The 14986-nt window shown below is 70.4% G+C and carries 13 protein-coding genes; 8 read left to right on the top strand and 5 right to left on the bottom strand.

Going from position 1 to position 14986, the window contains the following annotated elements:
- Positions 1-119 precede the first annotated feature (119 nt).
- Positions 120-2840, top strand: coding sequence for a beta-L-arabinofuranosidase domain-containing protein (locus tag AB0M47_RS37900; protein ID WP_363422818.1), 2721 nt, complete (start codon positions 120-122; stop codon positions 2838-2840).
- A 31-nt stretch (positions 2841-2871) separates the two neighbouring features.
- Here the strand turns inward: AB0M47_RS37900 and AB0M47_RS37895 are convergent, their stop codons facing one another.
- Positions 2872-3522 (bottom strand): hypothetical protein, encoded by a 651-nt coding sequence (locus AB0M47_RS37895; protein ID WP_363422816.1) that lies wholly within the window; start codon positions 3520-3522, stop codon positions 2872-2874.
- Between the two features lie 189 nt (positions 3523-3711).
- On the opposite strand from AB0M47_RS37895, the gene AB0M47_RS37890 reads away from it, so the two are divergent.
- Genes AB0M47_RS37890 through AB0M47_RS37875 form a run of 4 tightly spaced genes read left to right on the top strand, consistent with a single transcriptional unit; the run spans position 3712 to position 6516 of the window.
- Complete coding sequence (locus tag AB0M47_RS37890; protein ID WP_253753294.1) at positions 3712-3918, top strand: DUF3311 domain-containing protein; 207 nt, start codon at positions 3712-3714, stop codon at positions 3916-3918.
- 1 nt (position 3919) lies between these two features.
- A complete protein-coding gene (locus AB0M47_RS37885) occupies positions 3920-5593 on the top strand; it encodes a sodium:solute symporter (protein ID WP_363422814.1) in 1674 nt (557 codons plus the stop codon).
- Between the two features lie 18 nt (positions 5594-5611).
- Positions 5612-6145, top strand: a complete 534-nt coding sequence (locus tag AB0M47_RS37880) for a TetR/AcrR family transcriptional regulator (RefSeq protein WP_363422812.1) — start codon at positions 5612-5614, stop codon at positions 6143-6145.
- An 8-nt stretch (positions 6146-6153) separates the two neighbouring features.
- Positions 6154-6516, top strand: a complete 363-nt coding sequence (locus AB0M47_RS37875) for a hypothetical protein (RefSeq protein WP_363422811.1) — start codon at positions 6154-6156, stop codon at positions 6514-6516.
- An 18-nt stretch (positions 6517-6534) separates the two neighbouring features.
- On the opposite strand, the gene AB0M47_RS37870 is transcribed toward AB0M47_RS37875, so the two are convergent.
- Entirely contained in the window at positions 6535-7641 is a 1107-nt protein-coding gene (locus tag AB0M47_RS37870) for a hypothetical protein (protein WP_363422809.1), read from the bottom strand.
- 180 nt (positions 7642-7821) lie between these two features.
- On the opposite strand from AB0M47_RS37870, the gene AB0M47_RS37865 reads away from it, so the two are divergent.
- Positions 7822-9258, top strand: coding sequence for an RICIN domain-containing protein (locus tag AB0M47_RS37865; RefSeq protein ID WP_363422807.1), 1437 nt, complete (start codon positions 7822-7824; stop codon positions 9256-9258).
- 65 nt (positions 9259-9323) lie between these two features.
- Here AB0M47_RS37865 and AB0M47_RS37860 read toward each other — a convergent pair whose 3' ends face one another.
- Positions 9324-9884, bottom strand: coding sequence for an XRE family transcriptional regulator (locus AB0M47_RS37860; RefSeq protein ID WP_363422805.1), 561 nt, complete (start codon positions 9882-9884; stop codon positions 9324-9326).
- Between the two features lie 76 nt (positions 9885-9960).
- Between AB0M47_RS37860 and AB0M47_RS37855 the strand changes: the two genes are divergently transcribed.
- Positions 9961-11181 carry a benzoate/H(+) symporter BenE family transporter gene (locus AB0M47_RS37855; protein ID WP_363422803.1) on the top strand — a complete coding sequence of 407 codons (1221 nt, stop codon included), beginning with the start codon at positions 9961-9963 and terminating at the stop codon, positions 11179-11181.
- 24 nt (positions 11182-11205) lie between these two features.
- Positions 11206-13146 (top strand): alpha-glucuronidase, encoded by a 1941-nt coding sequence (locus AB0M47_RS37850; protein ID WP_363422801.1) that lies wholly within the window; start codon positions 11206-11208, stop codon positions 13144-13146.
- Between the two features lie 58 nt (positions 13147-13204).
- Here the strand turns inward: AB0M47_RS37850 and AB0M47_RS37845 are convergent, their stop codons facing one another.
- Both AB0M47_RS37845 and AB0M47_RS37840 read right to left on the bottom strand, forming a co-directional pair.
- A complete protein-coding gene (locus AB0M47_RS37845) occupies positions 13205-14044 on the bottom strand; it encodes an RNA methyltransferase (protein ID WP_363422799.1) in 840 nt (279 codons plus the stop codon).
- Between the two features lie 57 nt (positions 14045-14101).
- Positions 14102-14986, bottom strand: an 885-nt coding sequence (locus tag AB0M47_RS37840) for a beta-galactosidase trimerization domain-containing protein (RefSeq protein WP_363422797.1), incomplete at its 5' end; no start/stop codon positions are given.

The raw sequence follows: 14986 nt of genomic DNA, 5'->3' as shown, positions 1-14986 counted from the left end.
GAATCATGCCCCAAGATTCGACCCGGATCCCTGATCCAGCCCCCAAAGCAGGAGCGATCCGCCGCCCAAGGAAGGGGGAGGGGGTTGACGGATGTGGATGTGAGCGTTAACACTCCCGTATGCCCTCGTTCCCGCTCAGTCGCCGGGGTCTGTTCCAGGCCGCCGGGGTGACCGCCGTCGCCGCCGTGCCCGCCCTGGCCGCGACCGCAGCCCACGCCGCGACAGTGCCGCCCGCGCGTTCCGACATCGGTGTCGGCGCGTACGCCTTCGACCTCGGCCAGGTGCAGCTGACCTCCGGCCGCCTGCTCGACAACCAGAATCGGACGCTGGCCTATCTGCGGTTCGTCGACGTCGACCGGCTGCTGTACAACTTCCGGGCCAACCACAAGCTCTCGACGAACGGCGCCGCCGCCACCGGGGGCTGGGACGCGCCGACGTTTCCGTTCCGCACCCACGTCCAGGGCCATTTCCTGACCGCCTGGGCGCAGGCGTACGCCGTCCTCGGCGACACGACCTGCCGGGACAAGGCCGCGTACCTGGTGGCCGAGCTGGCCAAGTGCCAGGCGAACAACGGCACGGCCGGATTCGCCGCCGGCTACCTGTCCGGCTTCCCGGAGTCGGATTTCACCGCGCTGGAGGCGGGCACGCTGTCCAACGGCAACGTGCCGTACTACGTCATCCACAAGACCCTCGCCGGGCTGCTCGACGTGTGGCGCTGCCTCGGCAGCACGCAGGCCCGTGCCGTCCTGCTCGCGCTCGCCGGCTGGGTCGACACGCGTACCGCGCGGCTCAGCTCGGCGCAGATGCAGTCGGTGCTCAACACCGAGTTCGGCGGGATGAACGAGGTCCTGACCGATCTGTATCAGCAGACCGGCGACGGCCGCTGGCTCACCGCCGCCCAGCGGTTCGACCACGCCGCCGTGTTCACCCCGCTGGCCGCCAACACCGATCAGCTCAACGGCCTGCACGCCAACACCCAGGTGCCCAAGTGGATCGGGGCCGCCCGGGAGTACAAGGCCACCGGCACGACCCGGTATCGCGACATCGCCGTCAACGCGTGGGCGATGACCGTCACCGCGCACAGCTACGTCATCGGCGGCAACAGCCAGGCCGAGCACTTCCGGCCCGCGAACGCCATCGCGGCGTACCTGAACCAGGACACCTGCGAACACTGCAACAGCTACAACATGCTCAAGCTGACCCGGGAGCTGTGGCAGCTGTACCCGGATCAGGCGGCGTACTTCGACTTCTTCGAACGGGTCCTGCTCAACCACGTCGTCGGCGCGCAGAACCCGGCCGACAGCCACGGCCACGTCACCTACTTCACCCCGCTCAACCCGGGTGGCCGGCGTGGGGTCGGCCCGGCCTGGGGCGGCGGCACGTGGAGCACCGACTACACGACGTTCTGGTGCTGCCAGGGCACCGGCGTCGAGGTCAACACCAAGCTGATGGACTCGATCTACTTCTACAACGGCACGACGCTCACGGTGAACCTGTTCGTCCCGTCCGTGCTGACCTGGTCGCAGCGCGGCATCACGGTCACCCAGACCACGACCTACCCGGTGGGCGACACCACGACGCTCACCGTCTCCGGCAGCGTCAGCGGCTCCTGGTCGTTGCGCGTACGCATTCCGGCGTGGGCGTCGGGCGCGACGGTCAGCGTCAACGGCACCGTCCAGAACATCGCCGTCACCCCTGGCGCGTACGCGACGATCACCCGATCCTGGACGTCCGGCGACACGGTGTCGGTACGCCTGCCGATGCAGCTCGCCGTACGCCCGGCGAACGACAACGCAGGTGTCGTCGCCCTGACCTACGGCCCGTCGGTGCTGGCCGGGAACTACGGCAGCACGACGCTGTCGGCCCTCCCGGCGCTGACCACCGCGTCGGTCACGCGTACCAGTACCAGTTCGCTGGCGTTCACCGCGACGGCCAACGGCGCCACGGTCAACCTCGGCCCGTTCTCCGACGCCCAGGGCTTCAACTACACCGTCTACTGGAGTACGGACCCGGCGAGCTATCGCCTCGTCAACGCGGCCAGCGGGCTCGTGCTCGGTGTGCAGGACATGTCGACCGCCGATGGTGGACGCGCCTTGCAGTGGACCGACAGCGGCACCGCCGACCACAACTGGGAGCTGATCGTCGACGGTTCGGCCGTACGCCTGCGCAACATCAACAGCGGCAAGGTGCTCGGCGTACAGAACATGTCCACAGCCGACGGCGCGATCGTGTTGCAGTGGACCGACAACGGTACCGCCGACCACCGGTGGACGATCGTCGACAACGGCGACGGTACGCACAAGCTCCGCAACGCCAACAGCGCCAAGCTGCTGGGCATTCTGAACGGCTCCACCGGCAACGGCGCGCAGGCCGTCCAGGATCCGGACAACGGCACGGCGGACAACCTGTGGCGGTTCGTCCCCAACGGCGCTCGGCGCATCCAGAATCTCGGCAGCGGGCTCGTCCTCGGCGTACAAAACATGTCCACTGCGGACGGTGGGTTGGTCGTGCAGTGGGGCGACAACGGCACGGCCGACCACCTGTGGACCGCGGTCGTCGACACCGGGGGCTATCTGCGGCTGCGCAACGCCAACAGCGGCAAGGTCCTGGGTGTGGAGGGCGCGAGCACCGCGAACGGCGCGCGAGTGATGCAGTGGGCGGACAACGGCACCGCGGACCATCGCTGGCGGCTGCGGTACGGCGCGAACGGCTACTTCCGCATCCAGTGCGCCAACGGCGGCCGGGTACTGGGCGTCTCCGGCGCCTCGACCACCGCGGGCGCGCAGGTCGTGATCTGGGACGACAACGGCACCAACGACCACCTGTGGCGGTTCGTCTGACGAAGGAGCTGGCGAACGCTGCCGAGCAGGATCAGCGCCAGATCACGTAGGATATCGTCAGTCGACGATCGACCAGATCCACCTTGTCGAAGTGGATCGCGCCGTAGGTGCCGTCGTAGGCATCCGGCCGGACGACGCACACCCAAGCACCTTCGTCGACCGGCTTGGCCCGGAACTCTCCGGCCGGATGCTTCACGGCGGCCGCGCACGCCGCTTTGCTCACCTTGCCCTCGGTGATACGGGCGAACTCGTCCAGGATCGGCCGGCCACCATACAGCCGCAGGTATTCGAGGGGGTCGGCGCTGTCCAGCTTGAAGTCGCCCTTCGCCCAGGCCGAGCCGGTGCTTCCGTCGGACAGGTAGGCGATGTCGCCGAAGGCGATCGTCATCGTCTTGCGGACGAGCGCGCCGTCGTAGTCCACCTCGAGTTCGACCGGCAGTGCCGTCGAAGCCTCCGGCGACGACTTCGGAGACGAAGACAAGGGCGAAGGCGCGGACGACGTCGCGGGCGCGGAAGCGGATGGGCGTGGCTCCGGAGATCCGGCGGCGGCCGGCTGGTCGTCGCCGAACTCGTTGATCGCGACGAGCAGCCCACCAACGGCCGTGATGAGTGTCGCCACAGCGGTGATGACACCCGGCAGCGTCGTGAAAAAGGTCAGGAACCGGGACGGCTTCTCAGGCACCGAGTGATCAAACGCCATCCGCCGATCCGTGCGCAATACCGACCGGCCTGTTCGGTGCACCGAGGACAGTCGGCTTTCCGACGGGCCACCACGGGTGACTCCGGCACGAGACTGGTGATTTCGCCGATGCGCGGCGCGCGGCGTTCATCAACATTCACTCCCTAGACCTCCGTCGGAAGGGAACAGTTGGTGACGCCGCCCCGCCTCCGTCCCCGCAACCGTGCCGAATGGCTGCTCACGATCCCCATCGTCGTTCCGCTGCTGATTCCGCTCTACAACCGGGTCGACCCCACGCTCTGGGGAGTCCCGTTCTTCTACTGGTTCCAGATCGCCTGTGCCGCGCTCGCCATCGGCGTGATCAGCCTCGTGCACCGGCTCGGCAAGGAGCGGCGCTGACATGACCGCCGACCGGATCACCGAGATCACGCTGTTCGCCCTCCTGCTCGGCGGCATGCTGGCCCTCGGCTACAACGCCGCGCGCTGGCGACGCCCCAAGACCGTCGACGCGCTGGAGGAGTGGGGTGTCGGCGGGCGCGCCTTCGGCAACTGGGTCACCTGGTTCCTCCTCGGCGGCAGCATGTACACCGCGTACACCTATATCGCCGTGCCGGCCGTGGTCTACGGCACCGGCGCGATCGGCTTCTTCGCCGTGCCGTTCGCCGTCGTCTGCGGCCCGCTGATGTACTTCCTCAGCACGCGTACCTGGTCGGTGTCGCACGCCCACGGGTTCGTCACCTCGGCCGAGTTCGTCCGCGCGCGGTTCGGCTCGCGTACCCTCGGCGCGCTGGTCGCCCTCACCGGCATCGCCGCGACCATGCCGTACATCGCGGTCCAGCTGGTCGCCCTCAAGGCGACCTTCGCCACCATCGGCTTCTCCGGTGAGTGGCCGCTCCTGGTCGCGGTCACCGTCGCCTCGGTCACCACGTTCAAGTCCGGACTGCGGGCGCCCACCCTGTTGTCCATCCTCAAGGACCTGCTGCTCGTCTGGCTGGTCCTCATGATGCTCGCGATGATCGCGCTCACGGGCGGGTTCCAGTCCGCGTTCACCACGGCGAATCAGCGGTACGCCACGGACGCGTCCGCCGTCAGCAACCTGCTGCTGCCGGAGAACGCGTACCTCGGGTACCTGAGCTTGGCCGTGGGGTCGGCGCTGGCCGTCTTCGTCTACCCGCACGCCGTCACGGTGATCCTCGCCGCCAAGGACCGCACCGCGATCAAGCACAACGCGGCGGCGTCCCCGGTCTACTGCCTCGCCCTCGGCCTGTTCGCCCTCCTCGGGGTGTACGCCATCGGCCAGGGCGTCGTCCCGCACGACGGCGACGTCAACACGATCACCCCGCAGGTCTTCCACGACGTGTTCCCGAAGTGGATCGCCGGCATCGCGTACGCCACCATCGCCGTCGCCGCCCTCATCCCGGCCGCGGTCATGTCGATCGCGGCGGCCAACCTGTTCACCCGCTGCGTCTATCGCGAGTACCTGCGACCGGACGCGACACCGGCCGAGGAGACGCGGGTGAGCCGCTACCTGTCGCTGCTGGCCAAGGTCGGCGCGGCGCTGTTCATCGTGCTGCTCGACCCGGCGTTCTCGATCGACCTCCAGCTGATCGGCGGCGTCCTGATCCTGCAGACCGTCCCGGCAGCCCTCCTGGGGCTGTACACCGCCTGGCCGCATCGCGCCGCCCTCATCGCCGGCCTGCTGACCGGACTCGGCTCCGGCCTGCTGATGCTCTACCTGATTCCACAACGCGCCGCCGACGGTCACGTGCTCAAGGCCCACTTCGGCGGGTCGAGCTGGCCGCTGCGGTGGCTCGGCCTCGACTCGGCCGCCAGTGTCTACGTAGGACTTCTGGCGCTCGCCGTGAACCTCGGCGTCGCCGTCGGCCTGACCGTCGTGCTGCGGGCGATCGGCGTACCGGGCGGGCGGGACGCCACCCGGCCCGACGACTACTTCGCGGACGCCGGGGACGAGGACTTCCAGCGCCTGGGCGACCTCGTGGACGGCCGGCACCCCGCACCCGTCGGCGCGCACTTCCGAATTAAGGAACGGTCGTTCTTGACTGATCGTTCCTAATCTTGCTACCGTCGTGGCATGGGACGGCCACGAGCGTTCGACGAGACCGAGGTCATCAAGGCGGCGGCCGAGCTGTTCGCCGGCCGGGCCTACGACGGCGTCTCCGTCGACGACCTGGTGACCAGCCTGGGCGTGCACCGCAACAGCCTCTACAAGGTGTTCGGCAGCAAACGGGGCCTGTATCTGGCGGCGTTGCGCTGGTACCTGGCCGAGCGGGTCCAGCCGATGCTGGCCGGCCTGCGGAGCGGGCCGGACCCGGCCGCCGAGCTGCGGGACCTGCTCGGCGGCGGTGACCGGCACGACCTCGACCTGCTGCTCCTGGCGGTGGTCGAACGGGCACCGGTCGATGAGGAGGTCGCCGACCTCGTCGGGGGAGTGCTCCGGGACCTGGACGCCACCGTGGCGAAGGCGCTGCCGGGGCAGCCGTCCGACGACGCGATCGCGGTGGCGCTGACCGCCACGATCCTGGGCCTGCGCCTGCGGGCCCGGGCCGGTGGCGTCCCGCCGGAGGCCGGAGCCGTCCTCCTGCACCAGATTCAGGCACAACCGTGAGGGGACCCATGGCACAGGTAAGCGTCGACGCCGGCAACCTGGTCGTCGAGATCGAGGGCATGGACAAGTTGTGGGCGCTCAAGAGCCGCTTGGAGATTCCGCTGGCCAACGTCCGGGGCGCGACCGCCGATCCCGGCGTCGTCCGCGAGTCCAGGGGCATCCGCACCGCCGGCACCTACATGCCGGGCGTCATCACCGCCGGCACGTTCCGGGTGGACGGTGAACGGATCTTCTGGGATGTCCGCGACCCGGCGAAGGCGGTCGTCATCGAGCTGCGCGACGAGCGATACGCCCGCCTCATCGTGCAGGTGGACGATCCCCGGGCGACGGTGGAGCTGATCGAGCGCACCGTCCCGGCACCGCGACCGTGAGAATCGCGGCCGGTCGGCTCAGGCGGCGGTCCGGGGATGGATGTCGTCGCCCGGGTCGGGGTCGATGAGCAGCCCGCCCTGATACCCGATGAACCGGTACGCCACCTGACGCAGGGGCCACATCACCCACGGCCGGTCCGTGGTGGTGATGGTTGCCCCGTCGGCGTGTTCGCTGATCCCGACGAGCACCCAGGAGCGGGAGGTCGAGAAGACGGTGAGCGCCGTGTCGGACGTGACCTTCGGCAGGGCGTCGCGTACGGAGTCGGCGGTGTCGTCGTCGAGGTAGAGCACCGCCCACAGGCTGGCGACGGCGTCGCTGTCGTCCGTCCGGTACGCCGCGTGCAGCGTGAGGACGCAGTTCTCCCGGTTGAGCAGTGATTCGTCGGCCAGCACCCCGGTGCAGCCCCGCTGATCCCCGACCGCCGTACGCGTCAAGACGTCGTCGTTCATCTCCAGGACGGCGGGGAAGACGTCATCCGCGCTCATGCTGCTGGGACCCGTCCTCGTGATCGCCACCGGCGCGGCGGCCAGCAGCAGCACGGCTGCCGCGACCCCGAAGACGACCGAGAAGTGACGTTCTACGGCGGGCACCTTCCGGCCGATCAGCGCCAGTAGCAACGCCACCGCGACGGAAGTGCCCAGCGCGCCGAGCGCCCACCCCATCCCGTCGATGAACTGATCCGCTCCCGGCCCCGTGACGACGTCGGACATGTCCCGGCCGCGACCCGGGATGAACATCAGCGCGACCAGCCCGGCGAGGGCGGACAGCATGATGAGGATCCGCCGGGTCGTCCGGTCGGCCAGCTTGCTCACGGCGGCCGTGGTTCCGATGAGGGTGGCGGGGAGTGCGATGACGAGCCACCCGGCGACCACCATGCCCTCGGTCGAGCAGGCCGTCGCGTCGCAGGCGTACGCCGCGATCCTCGACGGGACGACCCGGCCGAGGAAGCCGTACGCGGCCAGTGCCGCCACGATGCCGAGGATGACCCCGATCCCGCCCAGCACCGCGAACCGCGACGGCTTCTTCGGCGACCGCGGGGTGTGCGGAGTCTTCGGGTTCTTCGGAGTCTTCGGGTTCTTCGGGGGCTGCTGGCCGACGTATTCGATGGGGCCCGGGTTCGTCACGGCGACGATCTTACGAGGTCGACGCCAGCAAGCCATCCGAAGGTATGAATGCATTGACATGGCTCGAAGCTAGGTCCACCTTGCCGGTAAGCGCTTTCCAAGCGCACGCCGAGGCGGCCCGCCCAGTGGTCTCCTGCCAGACCTCAGCCGCGCGGCGAACTCCCATCGAGAGGAAGCCCGATGTCCCACCTCCACGAGAGCCGTCACCTCAGGCGCCGCTGGCGCCTGGCGCTGACCGCAGGCCTGGCCCTGGTCACGGCCGGCGCGACCACCGCCGTGACGGCCCGGTCCGCCGACGCCGCGACGGTGAGCACCAGCGCCGTCTACGTCTTCGTCAACCGCAACAGCGGCAAGGCGATGGACGTGTACAACTGGGCGACGGCCGACAACGCCCCGATCAATCAGTTCACCCGCAACGACCTGGCCGTGCAGCAGTGGCAGTTCGTCGACGTGGGCAGCGGCTACTACCAGATCCGGTCCGTGTTCAGCGGCAAGGTCCTGGAGCTGCCCAACGCCAACGACGGGGTGCAACTGGTGCAGAACACGGCAGCCAGTGGCAACACCCGGCAGCACTTCCGGCTGGCCGACTCCGACAGCGGCTACGTCAGGTTCATCAGCCGGCACAGCAACAAGGCGCTCGACGTGTGGGAGTGGTCCACCGCGGACGGCGCCATGATCTCGCAGTACGCCGACCTCGACGGCTGGAACCAGCAGTGGCAGCTGGCGACCGTCGGCGGTGGCGGTGGCGGCGGTGGCAGCACCACCGGGCTGGCCGGCTGGGCGACCCAGGGCGGCGGCACGACCGGCGGCGGAAGCGCGTCGGCGACGACCGTGACGAGCTCCTCGGCGCTGTCCAGTGCCGTGTCCGGCACGACCGCGCGGGTGGTCCGCGTCTCGGGCACCATCTCGTGCTCGGGAATGATCACCGTCGGCTCCAACAAGACGATCCTCGGCAACTCCGGGGCGGTCATCGCCGGCTGCGGCCTGAACGTGTCCAACGCCAGTAACGTGATCATCCGCAACCTCACGTTCCGGGACTGGAACGACGACGCGATCAACGTGCAGTACTCGACTCGCGTGTGGATCGATCACAACAGCCTGTCGAACGGGTACGACGGCGCCATCGACATCAAGCGCGCCTCGGACTACGTGACCGTCTCCTGGAATCGCATCTCCAGCCACGACAAGGCGATGCTCCTCGGCCACGACGACGGCAACGGCGCGGAGGACCGGGGCCACCTGCGCGTCACGTACCACCACAACTGGTTCGACGGCTCGAACCAGCGGCACCCCCGCGTGCGGTTCGGCAACCCGGTGCACGTGGTGAACAACTACTACAACAACATCGGCTCCTACGGCGTGGCGTCCACCATGGAGGCCTGTGTCATCGTCGAGGGCAACTACTTCGAGAACACCGACGACCCCTACCACCGCGGTGAGGGCGACTCGCCCGCCGGCAGCCTGACGGCGCGGAACAACACGCTGGTCGGCTCCGGGAGCGGGCAGGCCGGTGGCAGCGCGTGCGGCAGCCTGCCGTACTCCTACACGGTCGAGTCCTCCGGCAACGTCAAGGCCAGCGTCACCGGTGGCGCCGGCGCGGGGCGTATCACGGTGTGACCCCACCGCCGTCCGGCGTTCCAGCGCTGCTGGGGCGCCGGGCGGCTGCGCGTACGCCCTGCTCCTCAGCGGACCCGGGGATACCGGATCAGGAGGGCGGCCAGCACGATCTCGCCGCCGATCGCGGCGTACACGTGGGGCACGTCGGAGACCCAGGAGAAGTGCTCCCCGGCGTGGACCTCCCGGGGATCGTCCGCCGGCCCGGTACGCAGCGTTCCCGCGTACACGGTGATGTGTTCGGTGACTCCCCGAGGGTGGGCGGGAGAGGTCTGAGTCCGGCCCGGGTGCACTTCGAGGCGGTACAGCTCGGAGGTGACCCCGGGATCGGTGAACACCTCCAGCAAGGTCCCCCGGACGGCCGCCCCGGGGATGAACGCCGGCGCCTGTCGCCCGGCCGGATCGGTGAGCAGCGCCGCCAGCGGCACGTCGAGCTGCGCCGTGATCGCGTACAGCGTCTCCAGGGTGGGGTTGCGCGTGCCGTTCTCCAGCCCGGAAAGCGTCGCCTTGCCGATCCCGGCCGCCCGCGCGAGGGCCGACAGCGACAGCCCCTGCTGTTCGCGTAGCCGCCGCAGCCGTTGCCCGACGGCGACGTTCGTCGGGTCCGGGCTGGCGGACGGCGGGGTCATGCCGCTATCGTGCCAGAGTCGTCCGTTCCGTATACGGAACAACGCAGGTGATGGACACAAGGTGAGGGGTGGAGTCTTGGCGAAGTCTGTGCAGCCGTTGCTGGCCGGAGTCGTCACCGCGCTGGTCGGCTTCGCGAGCTCCTTCGCGGTCGTGCTCGCCGGGCTGCGCGCGGTCGGCGCCGACGATCGGCAGGCGGCCTCCGGCCTGTTCGCGTTGTGCGTCGGCATCGGGGTGACCGCGATCCTGCTCTCCCTACGCCGCCGGATGCCGATCACCATCGCCTGGTCGACACCGGGCGCCGCGCTGCTCGTCTCGACCGGGCCGGTCGCGGGCGGATTCGCCGCCGCCGAGGGTGCGTTCCTCGTCGCGGGGGCGCTGATCGTGGTGGCGGCGTTGTTCCCGGTGCTCAGCCGCTGGGTCACGGCGATTCCCGGGCCGATCGCGTCGGCCATGCTGGCCGGCGTACTGCTGGATCTGTGCCTGGCCCCGGCCCACGCGATCGTGCAGGTCCCCCGGCTGGCCCTGCCCGTCGTGCTGGTCTGGGCCTTGCTCTACCGGCTGGCGCGGCCGTGGGCGGTTCCCGGAGCGCTCGTCGCGGCCATCATCGCGATCGCGGTGACCGGGACCGACCGGCCGCTCTCGGGCGGACTCTGGCCGGAGCCGGTGTTCACCGCGCCCACCTTCACGGTGGCGGCGCTGGTCAGCATCGCCTTGCCGCTGTTCCTGGTGACGATGGCCGCGCAGAACATCCCCGGCATCGCGGTGCTCGCCGGATTCGGCTACCACCCGCCGGTCCGCCCGCTGCTGGCCGCGACCGGTGCGGCGAGCATGGGCGCGGCCCTGTTCGGCGGGCACGCGCTCAACCTGGCGGCGATCAGCGCCGCGCTGGCGGCCGGTCCTGAAGCCGGTCCCGATCCGAAGCGCCGCTGGATCGCCTCGGCCACCGCCGGAGCGGGCATGATCGGCCTGGGCCTGGCCGGGGGACTCGCGATGGCGCTGGTCAGCGTGTCGCCTGCGGTCCTCATCGAGGCGGTCGCCGGGCTGGCCCTGCTCGGCGCGTTCGCGAGCGCGCTCGTCGCCGCGGTGACTCCGGCCGACGGCCGCGACGCCGCGATCGTGACGCTCGTCGTGACGGCCTCCGGGATGAACCTGTTCGGCATCGGCGCGGCGTTCTGGGGACTGGTCGCGGGCGGCCTCATGTATCTGTTGCAGCGCAGCCGATCCGGCCCTCGCGATGGGCGCCCGGTCGTCGTCGAGGCCGAGCCGAAAGCTCCAGCCGATACCGTCACGGTCTAGCTTCTTCCGGTAGATTGCCGGGCGATGATCTCCGACTTCCATCCGGCGTGGCTGCCCGTCGAGGCCTTCCGCGCGCTCGGCTCCCGGCGGGTCCAGGTCCGCGGCGAGGGTCTCCTGCTCGACACGGTACGCACCGAGGTGGCGGCCGCGTGCCGCCGGTTCGGCGGGGCCCCGGCCGACACGGGCCTGTGTGACGTGTCGTTCGCCGTCTCGTCGCAGGCCGACCTGGCGCCCGAGGAGTTCACCTACGCCCGGGGCGAGGGGGTGACCGTGGTACGCGCGGCCGATCCGGCCGGGCTGCTGCACGGGTTCTTCCACGTCGTCCGCCAGGGGGAGCGCGCGTTCGCCGGGGACTTCGACGAGCGGCACGCTCCGGCGTTGCCGATCCGGCTGGTGTCCCATTGGGACAATGTGGACGTTCATCCGGTGATGGGCCAGGTCGAGCGGGGGTACGCCGGTGGCTCGATCTTCTGGTCGGCGGGCCGCCTGCGCGAGGACCTGAGCCGGGTGCGGGCGTACGCGCGGCTGCTGGCCGCCGGTGGGATCAACGCGGTGGCGATCAACAACGTCAACGTGCACGAGGCCGAGGCGCAGCTGCTGACCGACCGGATCGGCGAGGTCGCCGCGCTCGCCGAGCAGTTCCGGGCGTACGGGATCCGGGTGCACCTGAGCGTCACCTTCGCCGCCCCGATCGCGCTGGGCGGGCTGCCGACCGCCGATCCGCTGGACGAGCGCGTCCGGGCCTGGTGGGCACAGGCCACCCAAACCGTGTACGCGCGCATCCCCGACTTCGGCGGGTACGTCGTGAAGGCCGACTCGGAGGGGCAGCCGGGGCCGTCCGCGTACGCCCGCAGCCACGCCGACGGGGCGAACCTGCTCGCCGAGGCGCTGGCCCCGTTCGGGGGCGTGGTGCACTGGCGGGCGTTCGTCTACAACCACCGCCAGGACTGGCGGGACCGCTCGACCGATCGGGCGCGGGCGGCGTACGACCACTTCACGCCGCTGGACGGCCGGTTCGCCCCGAACGTGATCCTCCAGGTCAAGCACGGGCCGATGGACTTCCAGGTGCGCGAGCCGGTGTCGCCGCTGCTCGGCGCGATGCCGTCGACCCCGGTCGCGGTGGAGGTGCAGGCGACGCAGGAGTACACCGGCCAGCAGCGGCACGTGTGCTATCTCGGTCCGATGTGGAGCGAGGTGCTGCGCTTCCCGTTCGCGCGCCCGGTCGCCGGCCTGGTCCAGGGCATGGTGACCGTGGCCAACGTCGGCGACGACCCGTTCTGGACCGGGCATCCGCTCGCCCAGGCCAACCTGTACGCCGCCGCCCGGCTCGGCTGGAACCCCGCCCTCGATCCGCTCGCCCTGCTCGACGAGTGGATCGCGCTGACCTTCCCCGGCCACGATCCGGCGCTGCGGGAGGCGCTACGGGCGATCATGGACGAGTCGTGGCAGGCGTACGAGCGCTACACCGCGCCGCTCGGCGTCGGCTTCATGGTCCGGCCGGGCCACCACTACGGGCCGGACGTCGACGGCTACGAGTACACGCCGTGGGGCACCTACCACTTCGCCGACCGCGACGGCATCGGCGTCGACCGGACGCGGGCCACCGGTACGGGATTCACCGGGCAGTACCCGTCGCCGTGGCGCGACGCGTACGAGTCGCTCGCCGACTGCCCGGACGAGCTGCTGCTGTTCTTCCACCACGTCCCGTACGCCCACGTGCTGCGTAACGGGGCGACCGTCGTCCAGCACATCTACGACACGCACTTCGCCGGGGTCGAACGCGTCGAGGCGATGATCCTGCGGTGGCAGCAGGTGTCGGGGCTGGTCGACGAGGCGGTCGCGGCCCGGATCGCCGAGCGGCTGGCCGAGCAGCTCCGATCGGCGGAGGAGTGGCGAGACCAGGTCAACGCGTACTTCTACCGGAAGTCGGGCGTCCCCGACGCCCGCGGCCGCCGGATCTACTGAAGGCCGCCGGATCGCCGGACGCCCCCGGATCTGCGGAAGCCGGTCGACGAGAACGACGTCACCGGGACCGGGGACGCTTCGGCGGCCGGGCGGCCTGGTCCGCGCGTACCGGGGCGTGCTTGCGGCGGAGCAGGTCGAAGCAGAGCACCGCGGCGGCGGTCGCCACGTTGAGCGACTCGACGCCGCCTTCGAGCGGGATGGCCACCCATTCGTCGACGAGCGCGGCGGTCGTCCGGGACAGCCCCTCGGTCTCGTTGCCCAGGACGAAAGCGGCCTTCGGAGCGAATACACGGTCGTCGTAGAGGCTGCGGCGGGCGTCCCCGGCGAGTCCGTAGATCCGGAAACCGGCTTCCCGCAGCGTCTCGACCGACTCCGCACCGGTCCGCGCCCAGATCACCGCCGCCCGGTACGCCACCCCGGCGGACGCCTTGATGACGAGGGGGTCGATGCCGGGCGAGCCGACCCGGGGGAGCACGATGCCGGACATCCCTGCCCCGGTCGCCGCACGGATGATCATTCCGACGTTGGACGGGTTGTTGACGCCGTCCAGGACCAGGACCCGGCTGGTCCGCCGGGAGCCGGAGTCGCGAGCGAACTCGGCGATGTTGCGCATCCGCGGCGCGACGACGTCGGCGATGATGCCCTGGTCGTGCTTGCCGTTGCCGGCCAGCACCTTCACCCGGTGGGCGGTGGCGTGCTGGATCGGCACGCCGCGCCGGTCGGCCAGATCCAGGATCCGGTCGAGGTTGTCGCCGCGCGCGGAGTCGGCCACCACGAGCTTGTCCACCTGCAGGTCCCGGTTCTGGAGAACCTCCAGCACCGGCATGCGGCCGTAGACGGTGATGAAGGACTCCCGCGGGGAGCGGTCGACGGGTTCGGCCGTGTCTCGGTTACGCATCCGACCAGTATCCAGCGTCACCGGCGGGCCACCGCGAAACCCCCGCCGCCGGGCGTACTAGGGGTCCGAGCGCGACTCGGCCAGGACGAGCACGCCGCCGGGCTCCAGCCGCAGCGGCGACCCGTGCTCGACGCGTACGCCGGTGAGCAGGTCGACGCCGGTGGCGATGGCGGGCACGTCGACGGCGTCGCCGGAGTGGTTGAGCACGAACACCAGCGGCGTGCCGTCCGGGGCCATCCGGCGCGCCACCTCCACGTCCGGGATCTCGGCGTACGGGCCGATCAACCCGTGGTGGCCGAGCGCCTGCCGCACGACCCAGGACACACCTGCCTGGTCCAGCCCGGCCGCGACGTACCAGCCGTGACCGTCGCCGAACACGTTGCGGGTGACCGCCGGAGTGCCGGCGTACCAGTCGGCCTGATAGGTGCCGACGACTTCGGCGCCTTGCGGGATGACGAGTTCGAAGAGCAGCCGGGCCTCGACCGACAGGCCGTCCGGCAGCAGCACCGGGTTGACGACCGACGGCTCCCGCGCGTCCCACTCGTCCACGCGTACGCCCATGAGCGCGCCCAAGGGACCGGGGACGTCCATGAGGAAGGCGTTGTCGTCCTCGTCGACCCGGCCGGACAGGAACGTGGTGATGACGGTGCCGCCGCGCTCGGCGACCGACTCCAGCCGGGCGGCGAGGTCGTCCTTGACCATGTGCAGTGCCGGGGCGAGCACGACGTCATAGCCGGACAGATCGGCGGTGACCGCGACCACGTCGACGTCGGCGCCGAGATCCCACAGCGCGCGGTGGTACGCGAGCACGACCTCCTGATAGCGCACCAGCCGCGACGGCCCGTCCGACAGCTCCAGCGCCCACCAGCTGTCCCAGTCGAACAGCAGCGCGACCCGGGCCGGCGTACGCGCGCCCAGGCCAGCAGCGACCCGGGCCGGCGT

The sequence above is a fragment of the Hamadaea sp. NPDC051192 genome (genome assembly GCF_040682475.1).
GTDB classification, from domain to species: domain Bacteria; phylum Actinomycetota; class Actinomycetes; order Mycobacteriales; family Micromonosporaceae; genus Hamadaea; species Hamadaea flava.
The sequence above is the reverse complement of the archived record's forward strand: the minus strand, read 5'-3'. Positions and strand labels throughout refer to the sequence as shown.

Excerpts from the sequence above, each read along its gene's own strand:
- AB0M47_RS37885 (WP_363422814.1), top strand. The coding sequence starts at position 3,920 with ATGACCGCCGACCGGATCACCGAGATCACGCTGTTCGCCCTCCTGCTC.
- AB0M47_RS37900 (WP_363422818.1), top strand. The coding sequence starts at position 120 with ATGCCCTCGTTCCCGCTCAGTCGCCGGGGTCTGTTCCAGGCCGCCGGG.
- AB0M47_RS37875 (WP_363422811.1), top strand. The coding sequence starts at position 6,154 with ATGGCACAGGTAAGCGTCGACGCCGGCAACCTGGTCGTCGAGATCGAG.
- AB0M47_RS37865 (WP_363422807.1), top strand. The coding sequence starts at position 7,822 with ATGTCCCACCTCCACGAGAGCCGTCACCTCAGGCGCCGCTGGCGCCTG.
- AB0M47_RS37850 (WP_363422801.1), top strand. The coding sequence starts at position 11,206 with ATGATCTCCGACTTCCATCCGGCGTGGCTGCCCGTCGAGGCCTTCCGC.
- AB0M47_RS37860 (WP_363422805.1), bottom strand. The coding sequence starts at position 9,884 with ATGACCCCGCCGTCCGCCAGCCCGGACCCGACGAACGTCGCCGTCGGG.
- AB0M47_RS37845 (WP_363422799.1), bottom strand. The coding sequence starts at position 14,044 with ATGCGTAACCGAGACACGGCCGAACCCGTCGACCGCTCCCCGCGGGAG.
- AB0M47_RS37880 (WP_363422812.1), top strand. The coding sequence starts at position 5,612 with ATGGGACGGCCACGAGCGTTCGACGAGACCGAGGTCATCAAGGCGGCG.